Source organism: Pandoraea iniqua (assembly GCF_902459685.1).
Taxonomy (GTDB): Bacteria; Pseudomonadota; Gammaproteobacteria; order Burkholderiales; family Burkholderiaceae; genus Pandoraea; species Pandoraea iniqua.
Map to the genome: position 1 here is coordinate 823,921 of NZ_CABPSF010000003.1, position 25,371 is coordinate 849,291.

A 25,371-nucleotide genomic window follows, 5' to 3' on the forward strand; every position below is an offset into this window, starting at 1 on the left:
GGTAGCACTGGGTAGCTCGTAGTAGCGCACCCGCAAAGAACTACTTGTTGAGGCTCATGACCCACGCGGCAAAACGATCGGCCTCACCTTCGGCGAGCGCGTTCGGCGGCATCGGGATCGAGCCCCATTTGCCGCTGCTGCCTTCGACAATGCTTTTCTTGATCTTCGCCAGCGCCGCCGGGTCATCGCGATATGACGCCGCAATGGCGCGAAACGCCGGGCCCACCTTCTTGTCGTTCATGTCGTGGCAAGCGCGGCAGGTCTGCTCGCTCGCCGAAGGCGCAGCCGTTGCCGTATTCGTCAGCACGCCGAACATGCCGGACGCACTCAGCGTTAGCGCAACGCTGAAGACAGCGCGGAATTTCATGGTTAACCCCTCAAAAATGTGCGATCCCCCGACAGCGGCATCGCTGAACTGTGACTTTTTTATGTATACGTATCGTTACAAAAGAATACATTGTAAAAAAATAAAATACATATCACTCTTTCGGGATGCACATCATCGATTGGTTATAGCTGGGGGTTCCGTTTTCCGGGATCTCGGGCAAGATGCGGGATCTGCCATTTCTGCTGATCACGCGATGTCCCCTCTCCCGCCGATTGCCCCGATTACCCCCTTCCCCGACGAGGCTTGGGCCGCATGGACACCCAACGATCTCGCGCAGCGATTGGGCGAGACATCGGCGCATTGGTATGTCGTGGGGGGCTGGGCACTCGATCTGTGGCACGGCACGCAGACACGCGAGCATGAAGATCTGGAGTTTTCCGTGCTGCCCGAGGACGTGAGTCACTTCCGGGACATGCTGGCGGAGTTGGTGTTCTTTACCGTGCGCGATGGCGTGGTCGAGCACCTGCCTGCGTCCGAGCCTCCGGCGGCAGACATCACACAGTTGTGGGGCGGGGATCTGGCTGAGCGTTGCTGGCGTGTCGACATGATGGTCGAGACGCAGGGCACACGAGACACGTGGGCGTATAAGCGTGCGCCGGACCTGCGGTGCGCGCGGATCGACATGATCCGGAAAAACGGCGACGGTGTGCCCTATCTGTGCCCAGCGGCGGTGCTGCTCTTCAAAGCGAAGCACCGCCGCGAGAAAGACGAACGCGATTTCCGTCTCGCGTTGCCTAAGTTGCCGCCGTCCGAAAAAGACGATCTGCGGCAGTGGTTAACCACACTGCATCCCGGACACGACTGGCTTCAGGCACTCTGAAGCGCACTCGCATGCGCATGGCCTGCGGCGTTCATGCGTACTGCGCGAGTCCGTTGCCGAACGACCAGTTTTCCTTGGCGACCTCGACGAGACTGATAAAGACATCGTCGGGCCGCACACCGGGGCGCTCGCCCAACAAGTCCACCAAACGGCGGTAGAACGCCTTCTTTTGCTCCAGCGTTCGCGTGTTGTTCGCGGTGATCTGGATGAACATGACATCGTCACTACGTGAGACGCCCTGATAGGTCGGGTCGTACCGGAAGTTGGCGGCGTCGTGTTCCCTGATGGTCATGAACTGGTCGTTCTCGGGCACGTTGAACGATTCGCGCATGGCCTGATAGACGCTATCGAAAATCGCCTGACGGTACGCTTCCGGCTTTCCGGCACGAAGGGAAATGCTGACGAGTGGCATGGCTTGGCTCCTGTGGAAATGAGCGGTAGAAATGAACAGTAGAAACGAACTGTAGAAGCAACGCCAGCTTATCTATTTTGATATGCTATCGCCAATTATTTCATTGATAAACATTGAATATGATTGAACGCCCGCTGGACCTCGATGCTGTCGACGCTTTCGTGCGCATTGCCGAATTCGGCAGCTTCACGCGCGCGGCCGAGGCGATGCTCACCACACAGGCTGCCGTGAGCCTCAAGCTCAAACGGCTGGAAGATCGGCTCGGCTTTCGTCTGTTCGAGCGCACGCCCCGGTATGTCGAGCTTTCCGTGCAGGGTGCGGCATTCTTGGAGCATGCGCGTGAGTTGCTCAAGGTGCACGACCGGGCGCTATCGTCGGTGGCCGGCACGCGTCAGCGTCTCACGATCGGCATCAGCGATCACGTCGCCGGCCCGGAACTGCCCGCCCTGATCGCCCGCATGAATGCGCAAGACCCGAAGCTGTTGATCGAGATCCGCATCGGGTCGTCGTGCGACCTGCTTCAGAGCTTTGACCGCCGCGAATTCGATACCGTGATCGTGCGCCTGCATGACGGGCGCACCGACGGCGAAGTGCTGGCGGACGAGAAATTCGGCTGGTATGCGGCGCCGGCTTGGCAGCATCGCAGCGACGAGCCACTGCCGGTGGCGACACTGGCCGAGCCCTGTGGCGTGCGTGTGATGGCCGGCAAGATGCTCGACGCTTCCGGGGTGCCATGGACCGAGATTTTCGTGGGCGGCGGAGTGGCTGCCGTCACAGCCGCCGTTATGGCCGGATTGGGGGTGGCCGCGCTGGCACCGCGCATGCTGCCGTTCGGTGCCGTCGACGTCGGCCCGCGCCTCGGGTTGCCTGACTTGCCGCGCTTGCCTGTGCTCCTCCACACGCGCATCAAGGACGGGCGCGCACGCGAAACGATTGCCGCCCTCTCGGCGGCCTTTCGCGCGGCGGTGCGTGGGTGATTTGCGCTGTGGTCGCGAGCCGCAGCCGCCAGTAGAATGAGCCACCTTTCTCACGTCATCTGTCGGCTGCCGATCCCCATGCGAACCCTCATTGCTTCCGCCCTGCTCTGCGCGCCGTTGCTTGCGCATGCCGATTGCCAAGACCACTTCAAGGCATGGGCGCAGACGTTGCAACCCGGCCGCACGGTCGATACCGATGTGGCGGCCTGCAAGGTCTGGCCCGCGAATCCCGCCCAAACGCTGGCTGTCCTGCCGCTGCCGCAAAAGGGCAGCGCGGATGACGACAAGGTCTACGACGTGGAAGTGTTGGTGGCCGATAGCCAGACAGGCAAAATCATTGCGCACACCTTCGAAAACGCTGCGATCACGTCGGACGCCGTGCAATTGCGCAGCCTGTCGCTCGACACCGCGCCTTGGCGCCTCACGCCGCAGGTCGTCGCTTTCGGCGTTCGCGCGACTTATGAAGGGTCGTCGCGCGTGAATCCGTTTTCGCAAACCACTGTCAGCCTGTATGTCGTCGACGGCGCGAAGTTGCGCAAAGTCGTCAACAATCTGGCGACGCAACAAGGGGGTGGCGAGTGGGATGGCAATTGCGCAGGCAGTTTCTCGGATACGTCGCGTGCCGTCTCCGTCGGCGCAGCGGGTAAAGCGGGCTACGCGAAATTGATCGTCAGCGAAAAGACCGTTACCACGACGAACAAGCCCACACGCAACGACTGCGCGAGCAAAGAAAGCACATCCAAAGGCGCCAACGTCACGCTTGATTACGACGGTTCGCAGTACATCGTTCCGAAAGCGCTCGCCGGCAGCTGAATATCCTTCGCGTTCTCTCGTACCCCCACCGCCCATGAGCGCACTCGGTCCCGTGCATCCTCGATGCCGGGCGTGCCGGGCGCGTCAAAAGTGCCCGATGTTCAACCAGCGGATGCACGGATGTTCGCCCGCGACGGCTAACGGCACGACCGTGTGCGCGAGTCGCAGACCGCGTGCGGAATTTGCGAACCAGACGATGGCATCCCGGGTCTGGCGATTCGCGAGCACGAGGGCGCGAAAGCCGGGGCTATTACCCCAGTGAAAGCAGCATTTCTGCTCGATCTCGATCCCCCAGCCCAAGCCCCATCCGACAGCGGGATCGGCAGGAAACTCACCGCGCAGATCCTCCACCTCGACCTGCCGGGTGTTCACCCGGGGCTCGAACCACGCAGCATGGCTCTCGTCTGAAAGACCGCGTCCGGCCAAGACCGCCTGAACAAACGCCATGTAGTCGGACGCCGTCGTCAGCAGCGACCATGACGCCTGTGCGGTCGGCAAGCGTCGCTTCGGCACCGGCTCGCCTTCCCACTCATGGCCTTGCGCATGATTTTCCGCAAAGCGTTCCTGCCAGTGCAAGCTTGAGTGATGCATCCCCAACGGCGCGAAGACGCGAGCGCAGGCGAGTGTTTCCAACGAAGCGCCGCCGACCGTTTCCATCGCCCGCTGAAGCCACGCGAATGCACTGCTGCCATAGCTGAAGCGTTCACCGGGTGTGAAATAGGTGCGAAGCGGCGCCTCGTCGCGAACGATGTTCGGCAGGCCACTCGTATGCGTGAGGACGTGAAACGCCGTGATGGCGCGAGCGCGTGGATCGTTCGCGACGTATTCGCCGCAGATATCGATCAAGGGACGATGCAGGTCAAGACGCCCCTCTTCGATCAGTTGAAGGGCGATGAAGGCAACGAGGGGTTTGGTGAGCGAGGCGGCTTCGAATACCGTCTGCGCGTCGACGGCTGCGGAATCGTGCGTGCCACGGATACCCGCATATCGCTCGATGTCGCGCTCGCCCGCGCGTAACGTCGCGAGCGAGACGCCAGCGATGGGACCGTTCGATGTGACCTGCGCCAGAAACTTGTCGAGATCCATCGGCGGCACCACGGGAAGGACTGTCGGGGAAAGTGATTCTACAGAATGCGCCGCATTGCGCAGCGCCGGTCTTGCGGTAATCCGCCTGCCACTTCGTCGTCCAAGACTTGCCTGAGCCTTGCACTCAGCTCGGATGGCGAGATTGCCGCAAACCCCAGACGCTCGTAAAACGGCCCGTTCCAAGGCACATCGCGAAACGTTGTGAGGGTGAGCGCCGTCAGCCCCGCGCGTGTCGCATAGGCGCTGGCCGCCGCCATCAACGCCCGGCCAAGACCACGCCCTTGCCAGTCGCGATGCACTGACATCTCCCACACGTGGAGTTCGCCGCCAACGACTTCTGCGTCGAGAAACCCGACCGGCGCATTGTTTTCATCGACACCAACCCACGCGGCGCCCTTCTCGATGAACGCACGATGGCGCTCAACTGGCATCCCTTCACCGTCCGCCAACCACGCAAGCTCGGGAAACCGACGGAATACCTGTCCCGCGTCGCGGTCGATGAGCGGGAGCGCCTCGGCGTCAGCAAGCGTCGCCGGGCGCACCTTCACGATTGACATTGGCGACGCCGATGACGTCACAGCCAACGTCAAACGACCACCTCTTGCGGCGCCATTTCGGTGCCGTACGACGTTGCCCAACGGCCATCCGCATCGGGTGCCGCCACGGTCGGTTTGCACTCTCCAGCCGTCTCGTCGAGCCCTTGCAGCAACGGGCAGCGCTCAAACAGTTCGGCGATGAAGTCGACAAATACGCGCACTTTAGGCGACAAATGACGATTATGCGGATAGACCGCCGAAATGGGCATGGGCGGCGGTTTCCACTGATGCAGAATCTCGACCAACTGCCCCGATTGCAGATACGGCAGCGCCATGAAGCGTGCCAACTGCACCGTGCCGAAGCCCGACAGCCCGAGTTGCAGATACGCCTCGGCGTCGTTGACCGCGACCGAGCCCTGCATGTGGATGTCGACCTCTTTGCCGTCGACCAAAAACTGCTCTTCGATCACACGCCCGGTGCGGCTCGAGAAGTAGTGCACGGCCGTGTGCCGTTGCAGATCGTCCAGCGTATGCGGCATGCCCATGCGTTCGAGATACGTCGGCGACGCACACGTCACGCTCTGGAACATGCCCACACGCCGCGCCACCAGACTGGAATCCTGCAACGTACCCACGCGCAGCACGCAATCCACCCCTTCCTGAATCAGATCGACGGGCTTGTCGCCCATGCCGACCATCAATTCGATCTCAGGATAACGGTCGTGAAATTCGCACAACGCCGGCAGCACGACCAGCTTGCCGAGCGAGCCCGGCATGTCGATGCGCAGCTTGCCACGCACGCGCTGGCTGCTCTCCCGGAACGACGATTCCGTCTCCTCGATGTCAGCCAGAATGCGCAGACAACGCTCGTAATACGCCGCCCCGTCAGGCGTGAGGTTCAGCCGCCGGGTCGTGCGCTGCAATAGCCGCGTGCCCAGATGAGCCTCGAGATTCTGAATGATCGTGGTCACGGAGGTGCGCGGCATGCCGAGATTGTCGGCGGCGCGCGAGAAGCTGTTCGCCTCCACCACCCGCGTAAAGACCTGCATCGCTTGCAAGCGATCCATGATGTTTCCCCATTGAAAACGCTGTCGCACTGGCCAATCCGACGAATTCACGCCAATCGCACGGATATAAGCATATTGGTCGGCGGCATAAGCCAATACGGGCAAGGCAGGCGCCGATTAGTCGAACTGGCCGAACAGTGTTGCCAAATTATAGGCGTTTATCCCAATGTGCGTGGCCTCTAGACTTCGGTCCATCGAAAGTCACCAGAGGGGTGTCGCTCACGCGAGCCCAAAGCGAATATGTCTGCCAACGCCAAGCCACAATCGGGCCACGCCAGCCAAACCGGCGACGGACTGCGCATTGAAGACGTCAGCATTGCCGGCCACGTCGGCCCGCTGACGCTGCGCCTGTACCGTCCCGTGGCCAAGCCCGGCCAGTCGGCGAAAGCTGCCAAGTCGGGCCACACGTCCGACCATCCGGCCCAAACGGGTGAACCCGGCGTCGTCGTGCCGCTCGAAGCGCACCTGCCCACCGTGCTGTATTTCCACGGCGGCGGCTTCTGCACGGGCACGCTCGACGACGGCGACGCCGCCGCCCGCTACCTCGCCACGCACGTGCCGGCGCTGGTGGTGTCGGTCGCGTACTCGCTTGCCCCTGAATTCCCGTTTCCCGCCGCGCCGGAAGACGCTTGGTGCGCGGCCCTCTGGGTGCAGCGCCACGCCCGCCGCTACGGCGCCAGCCCGCGCCGCCTCGCGGTGGCCGGCCACGACTCGGGCGGCAACATCGCCACGTCGCTCACGATGATCGCCCGCGACCGCGGCGAAATCACGATCTCCGCGCAGGCCTTGCTGGCCCCGCTGCTCGATCCGAGCATGACGCGTCTGGCCAATGCCCGCACGCCCAGCGATATCGAAGCGAGCGAATGCGCCAAGTGCTACCGCGCTTATCTGCCGCACGCCACGCAGCGCCTGCATCCGTACGCCGCGCCGCTGGAATCGCGACGTCTGGGTGGTTTGCCGCCCACGCTGATCGCCTCTGCCGAACACGACCTGCTGCACGTCGAAGCCGAAAAATACGCTGCCGAACTCATCGCGGCCGGCGTGCCGACGCAAGTCACGCGCCATCGCAGCGCGTCCCATCACGGCCTCGCCGCCCTGCCCGCTGCATTGCGGGAGGTGGCCGCCTTCCTGACACGCCGGCTGGCACCGCCTGCCGCTGGCTCTACCCAGTGAGTCCATCCGTTCCGGAGATTTGAATAATGACCACCCTCGCTCGCAAACCCGTCATCCTCGCCGCCGCCGCTACGGTCGCGCTCGTGGCCCTCGGCACGCTCACTGTCGTGCGTGTGGACGCCAGCACGCCGCCGGCCTCCCAAGTCATGCCGGCCGCTGAAGTCGATGTCGCCAACGTGATCTCACGCACCGTCACCGACTGGCAGAGCTATTCCGGCCGGCTCGACGCGGTGGATCGCGTCGATATCAAGCCGCTCGTGTCAGGCACCATCACCGCCGTTCATTTCAAGGACGGCCAGCTCGTGAAGAAAGGCGACGCGCTCTTCACCATCGACCCGCGCCCGTATGCGGCCGAAGTCGATCGCACCGCTGCGCAACTCGCCTCGGCACAGGCGCGTGACGTCTTCACCAGCACCGACCTCGCCCGTGCCGAACGCCTGATCGCGGATAACGCCATCGCGAAGAAGGATTTCGACCAGAAGGAAAACGCGGCGCGTGAAGCCGTCGCCAACGTGAAGGCCGCGCGCGCTGCGCTCGAAACCGCACGGATCAATCTGGGCTACACGCAGATCGTGGCACCGGTGGCCGGCCGCGTTTCGCGCGCGGAAATCACCGTCGGCAACACCGTGTCGGCCGGGGCGCAGTCGCCCGCGCTGACCACCGTGGTGTCGGTCTCGCCGATCTACGCGTCGTTCGATGTGGATGAGCAGACCTACCTGCGCTACCTCTCGCGCGACACGGCCAAGCCGAGCGGCGTGCCCGTCGATCTGGGCCTCGCCAACGAGTCGGGCTATTCGCGTAAAGGTACGGTGTACTCGGTGGACAACCGCTTCGACACCACGTCGGGCACGATCCGCGTGCGCGCTCGCTTCGACAACGCCGACGGCGCGCTCGTCCCGGGCCTGTACGCCCGTATTCGTGTCGGTGGCGGCGAGCCGCACCCGGCCCTGCTGATCGACGAAGCCGCGGTCGGCACCGACCAGAGCAAGAAGTTCGTGCTCGTGGTCGACGCCGGCAACAAGGTGCAGTACCGCGAAGTGCAACTGGGTGAGCGCCACGGCGGGCTCGTGGAAATTGCCGGTGGCCTGAAAGACGGCGAGCGCATCGTCGTCAACGGTCTGCAACGTGTGCGCCCGGGTGACCCGGTCTCGCCGAAGACCGTGAAGATGGCTGCCGACAAGGGCGACGCGCACGACATCGTCGCACCGGCAGTGGCCGCCAACCCGGCCACCACCCCGGCCGCCAGCCAGACGACTTCGCAGAACGACGCCAGCGGCAAGACACCGGCCACGGCCAAACCGGCCCAGTCGGCGGCGGTGAACGCAACGGCGACGCGTTCGTAATGATGACGATGCACTCGCTCGCACCGTCACGAATCACACGCTGAACGACACCTCAGAGTTTCGTAATGAACATCTCAAAATTCTTTATTGACCGGCCCATTTTTGCGGGGGTTCTTTCGGTCATCACGCTGCTGGCCGGCTTAATCGCCGTGTTCCAGCTGCCGATCTCGGAGTACCCGGAAGTGGTACCGCCGTCGGTCGTCGTGCACGCCCAGTACCCGGGCGCCAACCCGAAGGTGATCGCTGAGACGGTGGCTTCGCCGCTCGAAGAGCAGATCAACGGTGTGGAAAACATGCTGTACATGCAGTCGCAGGCCAACAGCGACGGCAACCTGACCACGACCGTGACCTTCCGTCTGGGCACCGACCCGGACAAGGCGCAGCAGCTCGTGCAGAACCGTGTCTCGCAAGCGCTGCCGCGCCTGCCGGACGACGTGCAGCGCCTTGGCGTGACGACCATCAAGTCGTCGCCCACGCTCACGATGGTGGTGCACCTGATCTCGCCGAACGATCGCTACGACATGACCTACCTGCGCAACTACGCGCTCATCAACGTCAAGGATCGCCTCTCGCGTATCAAGGGCGTCGGTGAAGTGCAGTTGTGGGGCGCAGGCGACTACTCGATGCGTGTGTGGCTCGACCCGGCCAAAGTCGCCCAGCGCGGCCTGACCGCGTCGGACGTGGTGAAGGCCATTCGCGAGCAGAACGTGCAGGTCGCCGCAGGTGTGATCGGCGCAACGCCGGCCGGCCCGGATACGCCGCTGCAACTCAACGTCAATGCGCGTGGCCGTCTGAACACGGAAGAAGAGTTCCGCGACATCATCCTGAAGACCTCGCCGGACGGCGCCGTGACGCATCTGGGCGATGTGGCCCGCGTGCAACTCGACGCGTCGTCGTACAGCCTGCGCTCGTTGCTCGACAACAAGCCGGCCGTGGGTCTGGGTATCAACCAGTCGCCGGGTGCGAACTCGTTGCAAATCTCGGACGACGTCCGCGCAGCGATGGCCGACCTGCAAAAAGACATGCCCCCGGGCGTGGAATACCGCATCGAGTACGACCCGACGCAGTTCGTGCGCTCGTCGATCTCGGCCGTGGTGCACACGCTGCTCGAAGCTATCGCGCTGGTGGTGCTGGTGGTGATCGTGTTCCTGCAAACGTGGCGTGCATCGATCATCCCGCTGCTTGCCGTGCCGGTCTCGATCGTGGGTACGTTTGCCCTGCTGCTCGGCTTCGGCTACTCGATCAACGCGTTGTCGCTGTTCGGGATGGTGCTGGCCATCGGTATCGTGGTGGACGATGCGATCGTGGTGGTGGAAAACGTCGAGCGGAACATCGCTGCCGGGCTGACACCGAAGGAAGCGACGTATCAGGCCATGCGGGAAGTGAGCGGTCCGATTGTCGCCATCGCCCTCACGCTGGTAGCCGTGTTCGTGCCGCTCGCGTTCATGTCGGGCCTGACGGGTCAGTTCTACAAGCAGTTCGCCATGACCATCGCCATCTCGACGGTGATCTCGGCCTTCAACTCGCTGACGCTCTCGCCGGCCATGGCCGCCCTGCTGCTCAAGGACCATCACGCCAAGCCGGACTGGCTCACGCGTCAGATGAATCGCTATCTCGGCGGCTTCTTCGGTGCATTCAACCGCGTGTTCCATCGCGGTTCGGAAAAGTACGGTCAGGGCGTGACCCGCGTGATCGGTCGCAAGGCCGTCATGATGGCGCTGTTCGCGGTGCTGCTGGGTATCACGGTGCTGCTGGGCAAGGTGGTGCCGGGCGGTTTCGTGCCGGCGCAGGACAAGGAATATCTGATCGCCTTCGCTCAGTTGCCCAACGGTGCATCGCTTGAGCGCACCGACAAGGTGATTCGCGACATGTCGGCCATCGCACTGAAGACCCCCGGCGTGAAGAGCGCCGTGGCGTTCCCGGGGATGTCGGTCAACGGCTTCACCAACTCGTCGTCGGCAGGCATCGTGTTCGTCACGCTCAAGCCGTTCGACCAGCGTAAGGACAAGTCGTTGTCGGCGGCCGCGATTGCAGCAAAGCTCAACGGCGAGTACTCGAAGAACAAGGACTCGTTCATCGCCGTGTTCCCGCCCCCGCCGGTGCTGGGTCTGGGTACGCTCGGCGGCTTCAAGCTGCAAGTGGAAGACCGTGGTGCACTCGGCTACGAAGCCCTGAACGATGCAACGCAAGCGTTCATCAAGAAGGCCTCGCAGACGAAGGAACTGGGCCCGACGTTCTCGTCGTACCAGATCAACGTGCCGCAACTGAACGTGGACCTCGACCGTGTGAAGGCCAAGCAGCTCGGCGTGCCGATCACCGACGTGTTCGACACCATGCAGATCTACCTCGGTTCGCTGTACGTGAACGACTTCAACAAGTTCGGCCGCGTGTATCAGGTGCGTGTGCAGGCAGACGCTCCGTTCCGTGCCCATGCCGAAGACATCGGCCTGCTCAAGACGCGTAACTCGTCGGGCGATATGGTGCCGCTGTCGTCGCTGGTGAAGGTCACGCCGACGTACGGTCCGGAAATGGTGGTGCGCTACAACGGCTACACGGCTGCGGACATCAACGGTGGCCCGGCCCCGGGTTACTCGTCGGGTCAGGCACAGGCTGCGGTGGAGAAGATTGCCGCCGAAACCCTGCCGCGTGGTGTGAAGTTCGAATGGACCGACCTGACGTATCAGCAAATTCTGGCGGGCGATTCGGCGATGTGGGTGTTCCCGATCTCGGTGCTGCTGGTGTTCCTGGTGCTGGCTGCTCAGTATGAAAGCCTGACGCTGCCGCTGGCCGTGATCATGATCGTGCCGATGAGCATCATGTCTGCCCTGTTCGGGGTGTGGCTGACGCGCGGTGACAACAACATCTTCACGCAGATCGGTTTGATGGTGCTGGTGGGGTTGTCGGCGAAGAACGCGATTCTGATCGTGGAATTCGCCCGGGAACTGGAAATGCAGGGCCGCACTGCCGCGGCTGCCGCTATCGAGGCAAGCCGCCTGCGTCTGCGCCCGATTCTGATGACGTCCATCGCGTTCATCATGGGTGTGGTGCCGCTGGTGATGTCGACCGGTGCGGGTTCGGAAATGCGTCATGCCATGGGCGTGGCCGTGTTCTTCGGCATGATCGGCGTGACCGGTTTCGGTCTGGTGCTGACGCCGGTGTTCTACGTGCTGCTGCGCACCTTGGCCGGCAAGAAGCCGCTGCATAGCGCTCACGCGTCGACCATGCCCGCCAACGTCAAGGCCGAAGTCTGAAGGATGCCAATCATGCAATCGCAATGGATCAAACGCAGTCTGGGTATCTCGAGCTTGCTCGGTGCCCTGCTGGTGGTGGCGGGCTGCTCGATGGCCCCCACGTATGAAGTGCCGAAGGTGACCGATAAAGGCACGCCGACGGCGTTCAAGGAAGCCTCGCTGTCGGCCGCCGACGCGGGCACGTGGAAGACCGCACAGCCCTCGGAAGCGGTGGCGCGCGGTGAATGGTGGAAGGTGTTCGGCGACGCGACGCTCGACAAGCTCGAAGACGACGCGCTCGCCGCCAACCAAAGCCTGAAGGCTGCGGCGGCGCGCGTGCAGGAAGCGCGCGGCGTGCAGCGTCAGGCACGTGCCGCCCTCTTCCCGACGCTTGACGCGGGCTTCGGCCCGACACGTCAGAAGATCTCGCCGGCCTCGCAGTTGCAGCCGGACGGCGGCAATATCGCGCCGTACACGCTGTGGCGTGCGCAGGCGAGCGTGGGCTACGAAGTGGATCTGTTTGGCCGCGTGTCGGATAACGTGGCCGCCGCCCGCGCGGATGCCGAGCAAAGCGAAGCGTTGTACCGCTCGGTGCAGCTCGCGTTGCAGGCCGACGTGGCGCAGAACTACTTCAACCTGCGTGAGCTCGACGCCGAACAGGCGCTGTACACACAAACCGTGAAGCTGCGTGAAGACGCACTCAAGCTCGTGCAACGCCGTTTTACCGAAGGTGACATCGACGAGTTGGATGTGGCGCGCGCCAAGGCCGAGCTGGCCACGGCGCAGTCGGATTCGCTGGCTGTCGCGCGACTTCGTGCCGCGTCGGAGCACAGCCTCGCGATTCTGCTGGGCAAGACGCCGGCGGAGTTCACGTACACGCCGACGCCGCTTCAACCGGTCTCCGTGCGCATTCCGGCGGGGTTGCCTTCGGCACTGCTGGAGCGCCGCCCGGATATCGCCGCGGCTGAACGTGCGATGGCTGCCGCCAACGCCCGTATCGGTGTGGCGAAGGCTGCGTTCTTCCCGTCGCTCTCGCTCACGGGCTCGGGCGGCTTTGAAGCGGCCACGTTGGGCGATCTGTTCAACTGGTCGAGCCGGACGTTCCTGCTCGGCCCGGCCGTGGGCGGCTTGCTGGCGTTGCCGATCTTCGACGGCGGTGCACGCAGCGGGAATCTGTCGCGGGCACGGGCGCAGTACGAAGAAGATGTCGCGAACTATCGCCAGCAAGTGCTCGTGGCGTTCCGCGAAGTCGAGGACAACCTGTCGAACCTGCGCTTGCTCGCCGACCAGACGCGCGCTCAGGACGATGCCGTGAAGGCGTCGAACCGCGCAGCGCAACTGTCGCGCACGCAATACAAGGAAGGCTCGATCGCTTATCTGGATGTCATCGACGCCGAACGCACGGTGTTGCAATCACAACGCAGCGCGGTGCAGTTGGCCGGTGCGCAAGCCGTGTCGACCGTCAACCTGATCCGCGCACTGGGTGGCGGCTGGGGTGACGTGCCGGCGGCAGCGGGCACGCCGGCGGCGGGTTCGGCAGGTACGCCTGTGGCCACCGCCAATGCACCGGCTGTCGGTGTGGCGACGAGTGCGGCAACGGTTGCCGCTCGATGAGTGATGAAAAGACGTAAATAACAGTGAAGTGATTTAGCGTTGTAGGCACCGAAAGCATCGGGCCGGCGGCCGCCCTCGTGTCCCCCAAGGCGAGCGGCGCGTGGAGTTGCCCCCTCCCCTTGCGCGCCATGCGCGCCGCCGGTTTCGATGCTCCTTCGGGATGCCGCAACAGGAATGTTTCACCGGGTTTTCCACCCGTTTTCAACCCGTTTCTTCCCTGCGTCCCTGCTTGCCCGGCGTCTGTCCCACGTCAATCGACGTCCGACATGCCCGGGCTTTTTTTTGTCTTGCGATGGTAGGATGGCCCTACGATTGCCGTCATATGCAGCGCACCTGCACGGTGATCGTTACTGGCAAGTCATCTCGAATGCTTCCCCCGCGTGCGGTCGCCAGACCTTACGAAAAGGAGTGCAAAGAATGAAGATGCACAAGACGTTGTCGATTGTTCTCGCCGCCGGCATGGCGGTGTCATCCACCCTCGCCCTCGCACAGGGCGGCCCACCGCCGCAAGGTGGTCCCGGTGGCCCGGGCCGCGGCGATCAGGGCGACCGTGGCGACCACAAAGGTCCGCCCCCCGGCCATGGCGGCCCGCAACACGGTGCGCCGCAAGGACACGGCCCACAACACGGCGGCCCGCCGCCTCGCGGTCACGCAGGCCCCGCTGAAGATACATGGCAACACCCGGATTGGCGCAAAGGGGACCGTGTCCCGCAGCAGTATCGCGACCGTCAGTATGTCGTCGAAAATTATCGCGACTACCGCCTGCCGCCGCCCCGTCGTGGGTATCAATGGGTTGGCGTCGGCGGGGACTTCCTGCTGGTGGCCATCGCGACCGGCGTGATCGCGGACATGGTGGTCGGCGGCGGACGCTGACCGCCACGCGCCACTGACCGTGGCAAATTCCCGCTGACTTGCCAAATTTGCCAACGAGCGGCAGGGCCTCAAAGCCCTGCCGCTTTTGCATTCCGCGTTGCCACCTCGCAAGACATCCCTCCTACATCGTCTCGTTTTCTTCCTTTTGGTGCATCGCGTTGCCAGCGCGTGGGGCAACGCAGGGATTTCGCTGCGCCGCAGCACTAAAATCACGCGCTCATGCTCTCCCAATCCATCGATATACGATATATCATGCACAAAATATCAATCGATTGCCCCACTTCGGTGCGGTCGGCGGAGGGGACGACATGGCAATGACGCAACGTGATGTAAGGCAGTGGTTGACCGGTTTTCTGCCCGCCGTGGTGGCGGTGCAATGGCGCGAGCGGTTACGCGCCGGGGTGGGTGCCTTGTGTGGCATCGCCTTCACTGGCGGCCTGATGCTCTGGCTGCTGGGCCCCGCGACCTATATTCCGTGGCTGGTCGCCCCGATGGGTGCCTCCGCAGTCTTGTTGTTCGGCGTTCCTGCCAGTCCCCTTGCGCAGCCGTGGTCGATCCTCGGCGGCAATCTCGTTTCGGCGTTCGTCGGTGTGACGTGCGCCATGTTCATCCCGTCGCCCGTCGTGGCGGCGGCCGCCGCCGTCGGTATCTCGATCGCGTTGATGTTCACGCTGCGTTGCGTGCATCCGCCCTCAGGTGCCGTGGCATTGACGGCTGTCCTCGGTGGCCCCGCCGTGCACTCCCTCGGCTACGGCTTCCTGCTGGAGCCGATTGCGGTGCAGTCCGTGGCCCTGCTGGCCGCAGCCATCGCTTATCACGCGATCACCGGCCATCGGTATCCGCACGTGGCCCGCGCCCAAGCGGCACCGGCGCGTCCGGCTGCCGACGCCACGGCCGGCGTTCAGGTCACCACGGCCGATGCCGAAAAGGCGCTCGCCCGTCACAGTGAACTGCTCTCCATCTCAGCCGACGATCTGGCCGATCTGCTGCGCGATACCCAACGCGAAGCCTATGCCCGCCGGGCACGTGAACTGACCGTTGGCGACGTGATGACGAAGTCGCCCGCCCATGTGAAGGCCTACGACGAGGTGCCTACGGCTTGGCGCATGTTGCAGCGCCACGGTCTCGACGCCCTGCCGGTTGTGGATGCCGATGCCCGGGTGATCGGTCTGGTCACGCGTCACGATCTGCATACCCGGCGCGCCCGCGCACAACGCTGGCCTCGCTTTGGCGTGGCCTTGAGCGCGGGGCCGCGTCCGTCCGTGCGCGAACTCATCCAGCCCGGCATGAAGTCTGCCACCACCGGCATGCTGCTTTCCGAAATCGTGCCGTTGCTCGCCGCCCAGCGCCACGGCACGGTGCCGGTGCTGGACGAGGCCGCGCGGCTCGTCGGCGTGATTACGCACGCGGAAGTCCTGCGCAAAGTCATGTCGGCTTGAATGGTCGATGGTGGGCGCGCAGCGACAGCGGCGCGCTCACCCTTCCCCCCGTCATTCGATCGTTGTTTTTCGCACAACGAAACACGTCGACCACGCGTGTCGACGCTTCCCTCCAAACACCCTCCTCTCTCCTCGCCCGCCATTTGTCAGGCATTCGCCGATCTGTGAGAATGGCGGCGTCGTGACATGCATGTGGCGCGCCGCATAACGTATTCGATCAACGGGCGCGCATCTCCATTGCCGGCATACCACGACGGGTGCGCTCACGGCCAAACCACCCCGCGCTCCTCAGAAGCTCCGGGACGCGTCATCGCCGCACAGCTTCGGATCACGAAGCGACACACGCTCAGGGGAATCATGGAACCGATCACGTTCAAGCAGTGTTTCAAGGGAGCATGGCGCGACGGATTCGACGCCCTGCGCAGCCGCCCGTTGCTGAGTATTACGATTGCCGTCGTCATGCTCGTCGCGACGGCACTTAACGCTTCGGTCAAACAACTGATGCTCATGACGACGCAAAGCGGCGGCTCGCCGGGGCTTCGTCTGGGTCTCGGCGCGCTGGCAGTGCTTCTGACGCTCGTGATTTTGTTCTCGTTCGCGGTGTTGGCCGTGCACGTGTATCGCCACACGATTCTCGGCGCCGATGCCGCGCGGCAAACGCCGTGGTACGGCAGAGACCTCTGGCGCTATATATGGGCGGCGATCCAAGTCGGCTTCGTGCTCAGCGTCATGCTCACGCTTGCGCTTCTGGTTGCCGTGTTCGCGTTGCGCGCCGCCAGCCTGAGCGACTCACGCCCAGCCATGGCGACGTTCACGGCGCTCCTGCTTTGCGCTTTGGTGTTTTTTATGGTGCGCATATCGCTCATCTTCGGGCAGGTCAGCGTGGGCAGAGCCAAGCGCTGGCGGGCGGCTTGGGAGGACACGCGCGGTCATTTCTGGGTGATGCTCGGCACCGGTATCGTAACGGTGCTGCCGCTGATGGGTGTTGGCTTGCTGCTGACGATCGCCTTCGGCCTACTGCTGCACGTCATGCCCGGCGTTACGACCGTCCTGCTCGGCGCGCTGATCTTACAGACCCTCGTGACGGTGGCCTACATTGCCGTGGGGACGAGCCTGCACGGCTGGTTTTACCGGCGTTACGCAGACCGCATGCTTGCGCTCGACGATACCCCGGACGACGTCTGAGCCTGGCGCCCGCCGCCGTCAGCGCTTAGTAATCACCAGTTGCGTGGCCAGTCCGTGCTGCACTTGCGGCACGACGGCCAGCCGCACTTCGATGATCTCGGCTTCGCCCTGTCGAACGGCCATTGGCATCGCATAAACGCACGCGTGCACACGCTGCACGAGCAGCGCGCCGTTGGGCTTTTCTTGGGGAGTGAAACGCATGCTCGCCAAACGGTCGAGCAGGAAATTGGCAACATCGCCATCAGCGAGCACTTCTACACCGATGATCCGGGCAAACTCGTCGTGGGCGAACCGGCACGCCAAGGCTGCCGTTTCTACGAGATTCCCTTCGTCCGCTATCACTTTCATGATGTCTCTGGGAGGTCTGACGGATGTCTGTCGCAGGCAGGCGAACGGCGCGAAGCACACCGCCTCGATGCCTCATGACGAGAAATCCTAGCACGCGAAAGCCCCCATTCGCATCATCCGAATGGGGGCTTTTGTTCGACTGAACTTCGGCGGCTATCCGCGCGGGTGACGCACTACCCATGCCCCCGCGCGCGATCTCGATCCGACCCGATCAGGCGGCGTTTGCCGTGGCCGGGCTGACGCTGAGCGCACCAAAACGCTCGTATTCGCCGAGCCCGTCGGGCCACTGCGTCAGCACTTCGAAACCGGTCTCGGTCACGGCCACCATGTGTTCCCACTGGGCGGAGAGCGAACGGTCGCGCGTGACCACCGTCCAGCCGTCGCCCAACTGTTTGGTGTCGGACTTGCCCGCGTTGACCATCGGCTCGATCGTGAAGATCATGCCCGGCTTGAGCGTCAGCCCGGTGCCGGGACGGCCGTAGTGAAGCACCTGCGGATCGTCGTGATACGTCGTGCCGATGCCGTGGCCGCAATAGTCGCGCACGATGCTGAAGCCTTCGCGATGGGCGACGGTCTGGATCGCGTAGCCCACGTCACCGAGCGTGGCGCCCGGACGAACGGCACGAATGCCCGCGACCATCGCCTCATAGGTGGTGTCGACCAGCCGCTTGGCGAGAATGCCGGGCTTGCCCGCGTAATACATACGGCTCGTATCGCCGAACCAGCCGTCTTTGATCAGTGCGACGTCGATGTTGACGATATCGCCGTCATGCAGTCGCTTTTCGCCGGGAATGCCGTGGCAGACCACGTGATTGACCGACGTGCAGACCGTTTTCGGATACCCGTGATAGCCGATGTTGGCCGGCACGGCTTTCAGCTCATGCACGATGAAATCGTGGCAAATGCGGTCAAGTTCATCGGTCGTGACACCGGGTTTGACGTGTTCGCCAATCATGTCGAGCACTTGTGCGGCCAACTGGCCGGCACGGCGTGAGAGGGCAACTTCTTCTTTCGAGCGGATGACAACGTGTTCGCGCACCATTACGCCACCTTGTTGAATGCGGTGACAGGTGCACCGGTTACTGGAGAAACAGCACTCGCTGGCAGCGGGGCCGAGGCCACCGATGCCGCAGACGCGCCGTCGGATTCGATGAGACGGCGGCAAATTTCGCCGTAACTCAGGGTCGGATTCAGTTCGGCAAGCATGCCGACACGCAGCCAATGCTCGGCCTGCGCGTTGATCGAGCGGCTGAGTGCGCCGCTGGTATTGCGCAGCGCCTCATGCATTTGCTCCGATATCTTGACGATACCCATATTGCGGACCTCTTATATACGAAGTAGCTACGAAACGTATATTAACAGGCCAAACGCGTCTTGTCAGTCCCCTACGTCTGTCGCGCCCGTCGCCATAGGCCGGGCACCTTTATGGCGTAGACATGGCGACGGCTTGTCAACGCCGTGGCAATACGCCCTATCGCTACGGCTTCACGGCAAGACAGAACGCCGAGAGACCGAACGCGCGGTTGTGCGCCATCCACGGGTGTTCCCAACGGCACAGCGCGTACAGCGTGGCGTTCATCCACGGCGAGTGGCGCTTGAGTTGCGAGCGCGCCGGCGCACCGTTTGCGGTGGCCACGCGGGCCACAAAGCGCGTCGCAGCGGCAACAGGAAACAAGGTGCTGAAACCGTAGCATCCCGTCGTGACGACGAGGCCCGCCTCGGTGGCGACCTGTTCGATCTGAGGCAAACGGTAGCGGCGACGATGCTCAAGGAAAACATCGTGCGGACTCCACAAGCTTTGAAACGCCGGCACCGAGATGACGAAACGGCTGCCTGACCGCACACGCGCCACGTATTCACGCAGCAGGCCGACATCGTCGTCGACATGCTCGAGCACATCCATCAGGAGGACGACATCGGCATTCGATTGCCCGATGCTGCGCCGGAACAGGATCGGCTTGCCGCCGACCGTTTCCTCGTAGTCGTTCGCGTAAAAAGGATCGACACAGCAGGCGCGCTGCGCGAGTCCGGCCGCCAGCAAGTGGCGAGAAAAGAAACCGGAGCCCGCACCGATATCGAGCACCTCATGCGCCGGTGCGCCGAGCAACGTCGTCAACGCGTGCGCCTTGGCGCGGTAGTACCAGTGATCGGCCACGCCGTCGCCGAGAATGTCCAGTTCTTTGAGATCCAAGCCCAGCCCCGATGGTTGGTAGTGCCAAGACGCCAAGACCTTGAGAGTCCGTAGGAACCGCGTCATCGTGTCATCGCGGCCGCAGGAAAACTCCGGCTATTGTGGGCGAGCCACGAAGCCCGCGCAATGTCGGCAGTCTCGTGACGACATATTTCGATGCCTGATGGATTGGCCGGTTGATTTTGGGAACAAACAGTCCTAATATCGCGTTCATGACGACTGCGACTACCCGTTCACAAAAGCCACGCGTCGCCGAGCGGGGGCGACCACGAGAGTTCGATATCGATCAAGCCGTCGAGGCAGCAGCACGTGTGTTCTGGGAGCATGGCTACCACGCCACCCCCGTGGATGCGCTGTGCGACGCGACGGGCGTCTTCCGGGGCAGCCTGTACCGGACGTTTGGCGACAAGCACGGTTTGCTGGTCGCGGCGTTCGAGCAATATGCGGAAGGCGCCGTTGCGCGGCTGAAAGAACGACTGGCGGCTGACTTGCCGCCCGAAAAGGCCTTGCGCGAAGCCCTGCTGCACTACACGCGCGTGAACGTGAACCTTGCCGACCGGCACGGGTGCTTCATTACCAATACCGCGCTCGAACTGCTGCCCGATGACCGGGTGCTACGGCCCTACGTGGAATCCGCGTTGCGACGCATCGCGACCCAGTTCAGCCTTGCCATTGCGCGCGGCCAGCAAGCCGGTCAATTCGATCGTGCACTGGATGCCGAAGACGTCGGCCGCTTTCTACTGTGCATGGTGCAGGGCATCCGCGTGCTCGGCAAAACCGACATGGACGAGGCCGCCCTCGTCTCTATCGTCGATATGGGGTTGCGTGCCCTGCGATGACGTTGCGATGCCTTTGAAGTGAAGCCAGCCCGTTGCGGCAACCGACACGAGTGAATCCCACACATGCCGGTTGCCGCAAAAATTTCCCTATTTTGAGAACGATCATTCACGAATATGGCAACCCAAATTTCTTCGTCATCCGGATACTGGAAAGGCATCGCGTCATGCCTCGTTGCGACGGTGCTGATCGGGGCCATGTTCCCCGTCATGACCGACGCGCTCCGGTACACCGACCCGTTCACATTCACGTCGCTGCGCTACCTGATCGCGGGTGCGGCATTCGCCCTCTTGTTGCTGCATCGAGAAGGCGCGGCCGGGTTTCGTACCAATGGCGAGTCGTTGCCATTGGCGTGGCTGCTCGGGTCCGTCGGCTTCTGCGGCTTCGGTTCGTTTGTCTTCCTCGGCCAGCAATTGAGCGGCGATGAAGGCGCGCTGAATGCGTCCGTCATGATGGCGACACAGCCGATGATGGGCTTGGTGGTCAACGCCCTGTTGCGGCGATCGATGCCGCCATTGCCTTCGTTGCTGTTCGTAGTGGCGTCGTTTACCGGTGTGGCGCTGGTCATCACGCGTGGAGATTTGCATGCCGCATTGCTTGCGCCGCAGCACTTCGCCGCGAGCGGTCTGATCCTGCTCGGCGCCCTCTGCTGGGTCGTGTACACGTTCGGTTCGGCCCATTTCACCGGTTGGTCGGCGCTCAAATACACGGCGCTGACGACATGGCTGGGGCTGACGACGATTGTCGGTGTGAACGTGGTCTTGATCTTGTCGCACGTCATCGCGACGCCTACCCTGACGTCGCTCGGCGCGGTTGTGCCGCACTTGATTTACATGGGGCCAATTGCGGGCTTTGTCGCGATCCTTTGCTGGATCTCCGGCAACCGGACGCTGGGGCCGATGAACGGGGTGCTGTTCATGGATGTGGTGCCGGTGACGGCCTTCGCCGTCTCGGCGTTGACAGGCACGGTGCCGAATGGCGCGCAGATCGCCGGAGTGGCGGTAACGGCGTCTGCGCTGGTGCTGAACAACATGTATTTGCGGCAGCTCGCACGACGCGCGCAGGTTGCTGCACCGGCCTGACCATTGAGAAGGCCTCGCCGATGCACCGCCTCGGTTAGCGCGTGCCGCTATCCGCAGGAAACCGGCTGCCCAGCACGTAGCGGTTCGCCGGGTGGTAGCAACGCACCATCGTGACGACCGTGCCCTTGGTCCATGTTCTGCGGAACAGCACGAGACACGGTTGCGTCGGGTCCATTTGCAGCAGCGAGGCCTGTTTCTTCGTGGGCAGCGTCGCGTCGACGATGTGTTCGATCTCGTCGACGGGCACCGCTCGCAGGAGGAACGCGGCGGGTGTTTCGTTCGTGAATGTCTGATTGACGAAGTCCGGGGCCATGAACTGGTTGACGTACCGGTCTTCCAGTTGCACGGGCACTTCGTTCTCGAGGTGCACACAGATCGAATGGGCGATCAGTTGTCCCGTCGGGAGGCCCATGGCGCCGGCAATCTCGGGGGTGGCCGGCACGCTTTCCACCGAGATCACGTGGCATTGATAGCGATGACCACGCCGCCGGATTTCTTCGGCGATATTCGCGATATGCAGCAGTGTGGATTGCGGGCGAGGCTCCGCGACGAAGGTCCCGACACCGGCCACGCGCTCGACGCGCCCTTCTTTCGCAAGCTCTCGCAGCGCCCGGTTGACCGTCATTCTCGAAATGCCGAACAGCTCGACCAGCTCCTGCTCGGACGGTACGCGGTCACCCGGCACCCATTCCTTGGCAGCGATCTTGCCTTCAATGTAATTTCGCACCTGCTGGTAGAGCGCGGACGGCTTTCCGCTAGTGAACGAGGTCGGCACAGTATTCGCGTTGGATTTCGACGGAGGCATGGATCGGGACGGCAAGGATTGTGTGCACATGATAATTCATGTCTATATCACCTATCGTCCCGATACCGTGTCTTTCATGAATCGCCCGTCGGAGCGAATCCGCAACTCAGCGACTCAGCGCCCCTCCACAAAATCGAGCGTGGCTTCGAGCATGCGGCGCAAATGTGGCGCGATATGTTTCGCAATCTCCGGCGCGTATTCGAATGGGGGGTGCTCCTCCATGTAGCAGGACCACGTCATTTCGAGCTGAACTGCATGCACATTGCGCGCGGGCTGTCCGTAGTGGCGCGTGATGTAGCCGCCGGTGAAACGCCCGTTAAGCACGCTGGTAAAGCCGGTGGCCGCCTTGGCTTCGACCAGCAGCCGCTCGCCCAATCGTTCGGCACAACTGCTGCCTTTGCCCGTACCGAGGTTGAGATCCGTCAGTTTGCCGTCGAAAAAACGGGGCACGACGGAGCAGATGGAATGGGCGTCCCACAAGCCGGCTACGCCATGCACGGTGCGAATGCGCGCCAGTTCGGCGGCGAGTTGCTGGTGATACGGCTCCCAGATGGCTTTACGGCGTGCGTCGATTTCCGCCTCGTCGGGTTCATCGCCGGGTTTGGCGTAGATCGGCGTGTTGTCGAACATGTCGGTCGGGCACAGGCTCGTCACGCTTTGGCCGGGGTACAGGCTGGCGTTATCTGGCGGGCGATTCAGGTCGATCACGTAGCGCGAATGCGTGCCGACCAGCACAGAAGCCCCGAGTTCGTCGGCGAAATCGTACAAACGCTCAAGATGCCAGTCGGTATCCGGTACGTGCCGGGCGGCGTCGGTAAAACGCGCCGCCAGATCCGGCGGCACATACGTTCCCACATGCGGCATCGAGATCAGAAGCGGTCGGGTGCCCTGCCGGAATCGGAAAGGAGGTTCGTTTGTCTGCATGATGTCGGATTGGGTAGGTGCTGGGTCACTCTGCTAGCGAAAGACGCCTCCGTCAAGCGCGACGAAATAGCCCTCTCCGGGCGACTTGCCATCGATCCCCCCGAAATATCGCTAGCAGCGTGGTGGCGCGCGTGGCGCCATGAATCCCCGAGGCACTGGCTCTCGTCGGCGCGAATTTCCACTTTTACACTCGAATCCATCATTTAACCGGGTACACGAGTCATGAACGATTCATTGGAAGTGCGTTACGTGGTGCCAACGGATTTCGACGCTTGGCTGCCGCTTTGGCATGGGTACAACGAGTTTTATGGCCGTGTCGGCAAAACGGCCCTTCCCCAAGAAATCACCGAACTGACGTGGCGACGCTTCTTTGACGGCTATGAGCCGATGCACGCCTTGGTGGCAGTGTCGGACGGGAAAATCGTCGGTTTGGTCCATTTTCTGTATCACCGCCATACGACCATGGCGGGACCGATATGCTATTTGCAGGACCTTTTCACGCTGGATTCAGCGCGTGGCAAAGGCGTGGGGCGCGCGTTGATTGAAGCGGTTTACAGCGAAGCGAAGAAAGCGAAGGCGGAGCGCGTCTATTGGCAAACGCATGAGACGAACCAGACGGCAATGCGCCTCTACGATCAGGTCGCAGAGAAGTCGGGGTTTGTTGTGTATCGCAAATCGCTGTAAATCAGGACGTTTTCTCGTCGTAGCGCTGCCGTGCATCACGAAAATCTGCCGCATTGTCGATGACCCACCGCCAAAGCGGCAGCATCCCTACCAGCAGCCCCCGCCCCAACGCTGTCAGGCGGTAATCGACGCGCGGCGGCACTTCGCCATAGTCCTGCCGCGCGATCAAACCATCGCGCTCTAACTGACGCAACGTGCGCGTCAGCATGCGCTGCGTCACGCCATCGAGCCTACGCGCTAGTTCAGCATGTCTCAACGTGCCGGCCACGCCCAAGGCATGCACCACGCCAAGCGACCAGCGATTTCCGGCGTGCGCGAGTATCTCGCGCTTGAGCGTGTCATCCACGTCGCTCAAGGCGTCGCAGGCGGCTTGCGACTGCTGCACAGCTTCTTCGAATGAGGGGGACGGCGGCAGTATCACGGGTGTGCCTTCTTCTCGCGGGTTCATAACGCTCCTATTATTCGCAACTCAACAGGAGTTGCAAATGACCATTCAAAACGCGTCCAATGGCGCCATCCTCGTGCTGGGCGCCGGAGAACTCGGCGCATGCGTGTTACGTGAGCTCGCCAAGCTTCGCGACGCAGGCCAAGTAGCCTCCGTTTCGGTGCTGTTGCGCCCGGGTTCCGGCAGCGCCGCCATGATGCGCGAACTTCAGATAAGCATTGTCGAAGCTGATCTCGCGGTCGCTACCGAGGACGCTTTGGCGACGATCTTCTCCGGCTTCGATCAAATCATCTGCTGCACCGGCTTCGTCGGCGGTCTCGGCACGCAACGCAAGATCACGGCCGCCGTGTTGGCCGCGGGTGTCACGCACTACATCCCGTGGCAATTCGGCGTGGATTACGACGTCGTCGGCCGAGGCAGCGGTCAGGATGTGTGGGACGAACAACTAGACGTTCGCGACATGTTGCGCAATCAGCGCAAGGTGCACTGGACCATCGTCTCGACGGGAATGTTCACGAGCTTCGTCGTGCTTCCCGAATTTGGTCTGGTGGATCTCGAACAAGGCGTCGTACGCGCGCTCGGCGACTGGGACTACGCGCTCACCGTCACCACACCGCAAGACATCGGCCGATTGACCGCGCTCATCGCGGCCTCGTGGCGCGACTTCGACAATCAGGTCGTCCATGTGGCAGGCGACACGTTCACGTATGACGAACTGGCCGACACGTTGACGTCCGTCCTTGATCGTCCCTTCAAGCGAGAACGCCTGAGTGTGCCGCAACTGAACGCCGATGCCGCCGCACACCCCGACGACATGATGGGCAAGTACCGGCTCGCCTTCGCCCGCAAAGATGGCGTTGCGTGGCCGAAAGATCAGACGCTTAACAGCAAACTGGGGATGAACGTTACCGATCTTGCGGCGTGGTTGTGTGAGTGGCGCGATAGAAAACTGTCGACTCCGTGAAAATCACTTGTTGAGTTGGCGCGCAACCTCTCTGCGAACGGGAAACAGGTTCAGAAACCCGACGACACCAACGCCCTCACCCAATCAAAAAAAGAGCCGCCAGCATGCCGCTGGCGGCTCCTCACATAGCGCCTC

At 62.8% G+C, this 25,371-nt stretch carries 26 protein-coding genes; 14 read left to right on the forward strand and 12 right to left on the reverse strand.

Annotated features, from left to right (window positions below):
- Positions 1–40: 40 nt before the first annotated feature.
- Positions 41–367: a c-type cytochrome gene (locus PIN31009_RS14645; protein ID WP_174997174.1), complete on the reverse strand. Its 327-nt coding sequence runs from the start codon at positions 365–367 to the stop codon at positions 41–43.
- Positions 368–581: 214 nt separating this feature from the next.
- Here PIN31009_RS14645 and PIN31009_RS14650 point away from each other — a divergent pair, with 214 nt between their 5' ends.
- Positions 582–1,208, forward strand: a complete 627-nt coding sequence (locus PIN31009_RS14650) for a nucleotidyltransferase domain-containing protein (RefSeq protein ID WP_150790703.1) — start codon at positions 582–584, stop codon at positions 1,206–1,208.
- Positions 1,209–1,239: 31 nt separating this feature from the next.
- Here the strand turns inward: PIN31009_RS14650 and PIN31009_RS14655 are convergent, their stop codons facing one another.
- The gene (locus tag PIN31009_RS14655) at positions 1,240–1,620 is read right to left on the reverse strand and encodes a tautomerase family protein (RefSeq protein WP_150684363.1); all 381 of its coding nucleotides are present in this window, start codon (positions 1,618–1,620) and stop codon (positions 1,240–1,242) included.
- 119 nt (positions 1,621–1,739) lie between these two features.
- Here PIN31009_RS14655 and PIN31009_RS14660 point away from each other — a divergent pair, with 119 nt between their 5' ends.
- Both PIN31009_RS14660 and PIN31009_RS14665 read left to right on the forward strand, forming a co-directional pair.
- Complete coding sequence (locus tag PIN31009_RS14660) at positions 1,740–2,597, forward strand: LysR family transcriptional regulator (RefSeq protein ID WP_150790704.1); 858 nt, start codon at positions 1,740–1,742, stop codon at positions 2,595–2,597.
- A gap of 78 nt (positions 2,598–2,675) precedes the next feature.
- Complete coding sequence (locus PIN31009_RS14665) at positions 2,676–3,410, forward strand: PA3715 family protein (protein ID WP_150790705.1); 735 nt, start codon at positions 2,676–2,678, stop codon at positions 3,408–3,410.
- An 84-nt stretch (positions 3,411–3,494) separates the two neighbouring features.
- On the opposite strand, the gene PIN31009_RS14670 is transcribed toward PIN31009_RS14665, so the two are convergent.
- From PIN31009_RS14670 to PIN31009_RS14680, 3 genes are read right to left on the reverse strand one after another with little or no spacing between them, the layout of a single operon-like run.
- The gene (locus PIN31009_RS14670; RefSeq protein WP_150790706.1) at positions 3,495–4,496 is read right to left on the reverse strand and encodes a serine hydrolase domain-containing protein; all 1,002 of its coding nucleotides are present in this window, start codon (positions 4,494–4,496) and stop codon (positions 3,495–3,497) included.
- A gap of 38 nt (positions 4,497–4,534) precedes the next feature.
- Positions 4,535–5,053, reverse strand: coding sequence for a GNAT family N-acetyltransferase (locus tag PIN31009_RS14675; protein ID WP_150790707.1), 519 nt, complete (start codon positions 5,051–5,053; stop codon positions 4,535–4,537).
- 29 nt (positions 5,054–5,082) lie between these two features.
- Positions 5,083–6,099 carry a LysR family transcriptional regulator gene (locus PIN31009_RS14680; RefSeq protein ID WP_150790708.1) on the reverse strand — a complete coding sequence of 339 codons (1,017 nt, stop codon included), beginning with the start codon at positions 6,097–6,099 and terminating at the stop codon, positions 5,083–5,085.
- Between the two features lie 240 nt (positions 6,100–6,339).
- Between PIN31009_RS14680 and PIN31009_RS14685 the strand changes: the two genes are divergently transcribed.
- The 7 genes from PIN31009_RS14685 (at position 6,340) to PIN31009_RS14715 (ending at position 16,956) form a co-directional block, all read left to right on the forward strand.
- A complete protein-coding gene (locus PIN31009_RS14685) occupies positions 6,340–7,272 on the forward strand; it encodes an alpha/beta hydrolase (RefSeq protein ID WP_150684368.1) in 933 nt (310 codons plus the stop codon).
- Positions 7,273–7,298: 26 nt separating this feature from the next.
- The gene (locus PIN31009_RS14690) at positions 7,299–8,615 is read left to right on the forward strand and encodes an efflux RND transporter periplasmic adaptor subunit (RefSeq protein ID WP_150684369.1); all 1,317 of its coding nucleotides are present in this window, start codon (positions 7,299–7,301) and stop codon (positions 8,613–8,615) included.
- Positions 8,616–8,680: 65 nt separating this feature from the next.
- Positions 8,681–11,866 carry an efflux RND transporter permease subunit gene (locus PIN31009_RS14695; RefSeq protein ID WP_150790709.1) on the forward strand — a complete coding sequence of 1,062 codons (3,186 nt, stop codon included), beginning with the start codon at positions 8,681–8,683 and terminating at the stop codon, positions 11,864–11,866.
- A 12-nt stretch (positions 11,867–11,878) separates the two neighbouring features.
- The gene (locus PIN31009_RS14700; protein WP_150790710.1) at positions 11,879–13,459 is read left to right on the forward strand and encodes an efflux transporter outer membrane subunit; all 1,581 of its coding nucleotides are present in this window, start codon (positions 11,879–11,881) and stop codon (positions 13,457–13,459) included.
- A 417-nt stretch (positions 13,460–13,876) separates the two neighbouring features.
- Positions 13,877–14,332: an RcnB family protein gene (locus PIN31009_RS14705; RefSeq protein ID WP_150790711.1), complete on the forward strand. Its 456-nt coding sequence runs from the start codon at positions 13,877–13,879 to the stop codon at positions 14,330–14,332.
- Between the two features lie 314 nt (positions 14,333–14,646).
- The gene (locus PIN31009_RS14710; protein ID WP_174997175.1) at positions 14,647–15,771 is read left to right on the forward strand and encodes an HPP family protein; all 1,125 of its coding nucleotides are present in this window, start codon (positions 14,647–14,649) and stop codon (positions 15,769–15,771) included.
- Between the two features lie 357 nt (positions 15,772–16,128).
- Positions 16,129–16,956, forward strand: coding sequence for a hypothetical protein (locus PIN31009_RS14715; protein WP_150790713.1), 828 nt, complete (start codon positions 16,129–16,131; stop codon positions 16,954–16,956).
- Positions 16,957–16,974: 18 nt separating this feature from the next.
- Here PIN31009_RS14715 and PIN31009_RS14720 read toward each other — a convergent pair whose 3' ends face one another.
- The 4 genes from PIN31009_RS14720 to PIN31009_RS14735 form a co-directional block, all read right to left on the reverse strand.
- A complete protein-coding gene (locus PIN31009_RS14720) occupies positions 16,975–17,304 on the reverse strand; it encodes a hypothetical protein (protein WP_150790714.1) in 330 nt (109 codons plus the stop codon).
- 211 nt (positions 17,305–17,515) lie between these two features.
- Positions 17,516–18,346 (reverse strand): type I methionyl aminopeptidase, encoded by an 831-nt coding sequence (map, locus tag PIN31009_RS14725; protein ID WP_150790715.1) that lies wholly within the window; start codon positions 18,344–18,346, stop codon positions 17,516–17,518.
- The gene (locus PIN31009_RS14730) at positions 18,346–18,618 is read right to left on the reverse strand and encodes a ParD-like family protein (protein ID WP_150684376.1); all 273 of its coding nucleotides are present in this window, start codon (positions 18,616–18,618) and stop codon (positions 18,346–18,348) included. Before PIN31009_RS14730 ends, map begins: the two co-directional genes overlap by 1 nt.
- A 163-nt stretch (positions 18,619–18,781) precedes the next feature.
- The gene (locus PIN31009_RS14735) at positions 18,782–19,495 is read right to left on the reverse strand and encodes a class I SAM-dependent methyltransferase (protein ID WP_150790716.1); all 714 of its coding nucleotides are present in this window, start codon (positions 19,493–19,495) and stop codon (positions 18,782–18,784) included.
- 212 nt (positions 19,496–19,707) lie between these two features.
- On the opposite strand from PIN31009_RS14735, the gene PIN31009_RS14740 reads away from it, so the two are divergent.
- Together PIN31009_RS14740 and PIN31009_RS14745 are read left to right on the forward strand one after the other, a co-directional pair.
- Positions 19,708–20,334, forward strand: a complete 627-nt coding sequence (locus PIN31009_RS14740; protein WP_150790717.1) for a TetR/AcrR family transcriptional regulator — start codon at positions 19,708–19,710, stop codon at positions 20,332–20,334.
- A gap of 114 nt (positions 20,335–20,448) precedes the next feature.
- Positions 20,449–21,414 carry a DMT family transporter gene (locus tag PIN31009_RS14745; RefSeq protein WP_150790718.1) on the forward strand — a complete coding sequence of 322 codons (966 nt, stop codon included), beginning with the start codon at positions 20,449–20,451 and terminating at the stop codon, positions 21,412–21,414.
- Positions 21,415–21,448: 34 nt separating this feature from the next.
- Here PIN31009_RS14745 and hutC read toward each other — a convergent pair whose 3' ends face one another.
- Together hutC and hutG are read right to left on the reverse strand one after the other, a co-directional pair.
- A complete protein-coding gene (gene hutC / locus PIN31009_RS14750) occupies positions 21,449–22,219 on the reverse strand; it encodes a histidine utilization transcriptional repressor HutC (RefSeq protein WP_150790719.1) in 771 nt (256 codons plus the stop codon).
- A 114-nt stretch (positions 22,220–22,333) separates the two neighbouring features.
- Positions 22,334–23,143: an N-formylglutamate deformylase gene (hutG, locus tag PIN31009_RS14755; protein ID WP_150684382.1), complete on the reverse strand. Its 810-nt coding sequence runs from the start codon at positions 23,141–23,143 to the stop codon at positions 22,334–22,336.
- A gap of 222 nt (positions 23,144–23,365) precedes the next feature.
- On the opposite strand from hutG, the gene PIN31009_RS14760 reads away from it, so the two are divergent.
- Positions 23,366–23,827, forward strand: coding sequence for a GNAT family N-acetyltransferase (locus PIN31009_RS14760; RefSeq protein ID WP_150790720.1), 462 nt, complete (start codon positions 23,366–23,368; stop codon positions 23,825–23,827).
- 1 nt (position 23,828) lies between these two features.
- Here the strand turns inward: PIN31009_RS14760 and PIN31009_RS14765 are convergent, their stop codons facing one another.
- A complete protein-coding gene (locus PIN31009_RS14765; RefSeq protein ID WP_150684384.1) occupies positions 23,829–24,275 on the reverse strand; it encodes a winged helix-turn-helix transcriptional regulator in 447 nt (148 codons plus the stop codon).
- A 37-nt stretch (positions 24,276–24,312) separates the two neighbouring features.
- Here PIN31009_RS14765 and PIN31009_RS14770 point away from each other — a divergent pair, with 37 nt between their 5' ends.
- Complete coding sequence (locus PIN31009_RS14770) at positions 24,313–25,236, forward strand: aromatic alcohol reductase (protein ID WP_150790721.1); 924 nt, start codon at positions 24,313–24,315, stop codon at positions 25,234–25,236.
- Positions 25,237–25,371 lie beyond the last annotated feature (135 nt).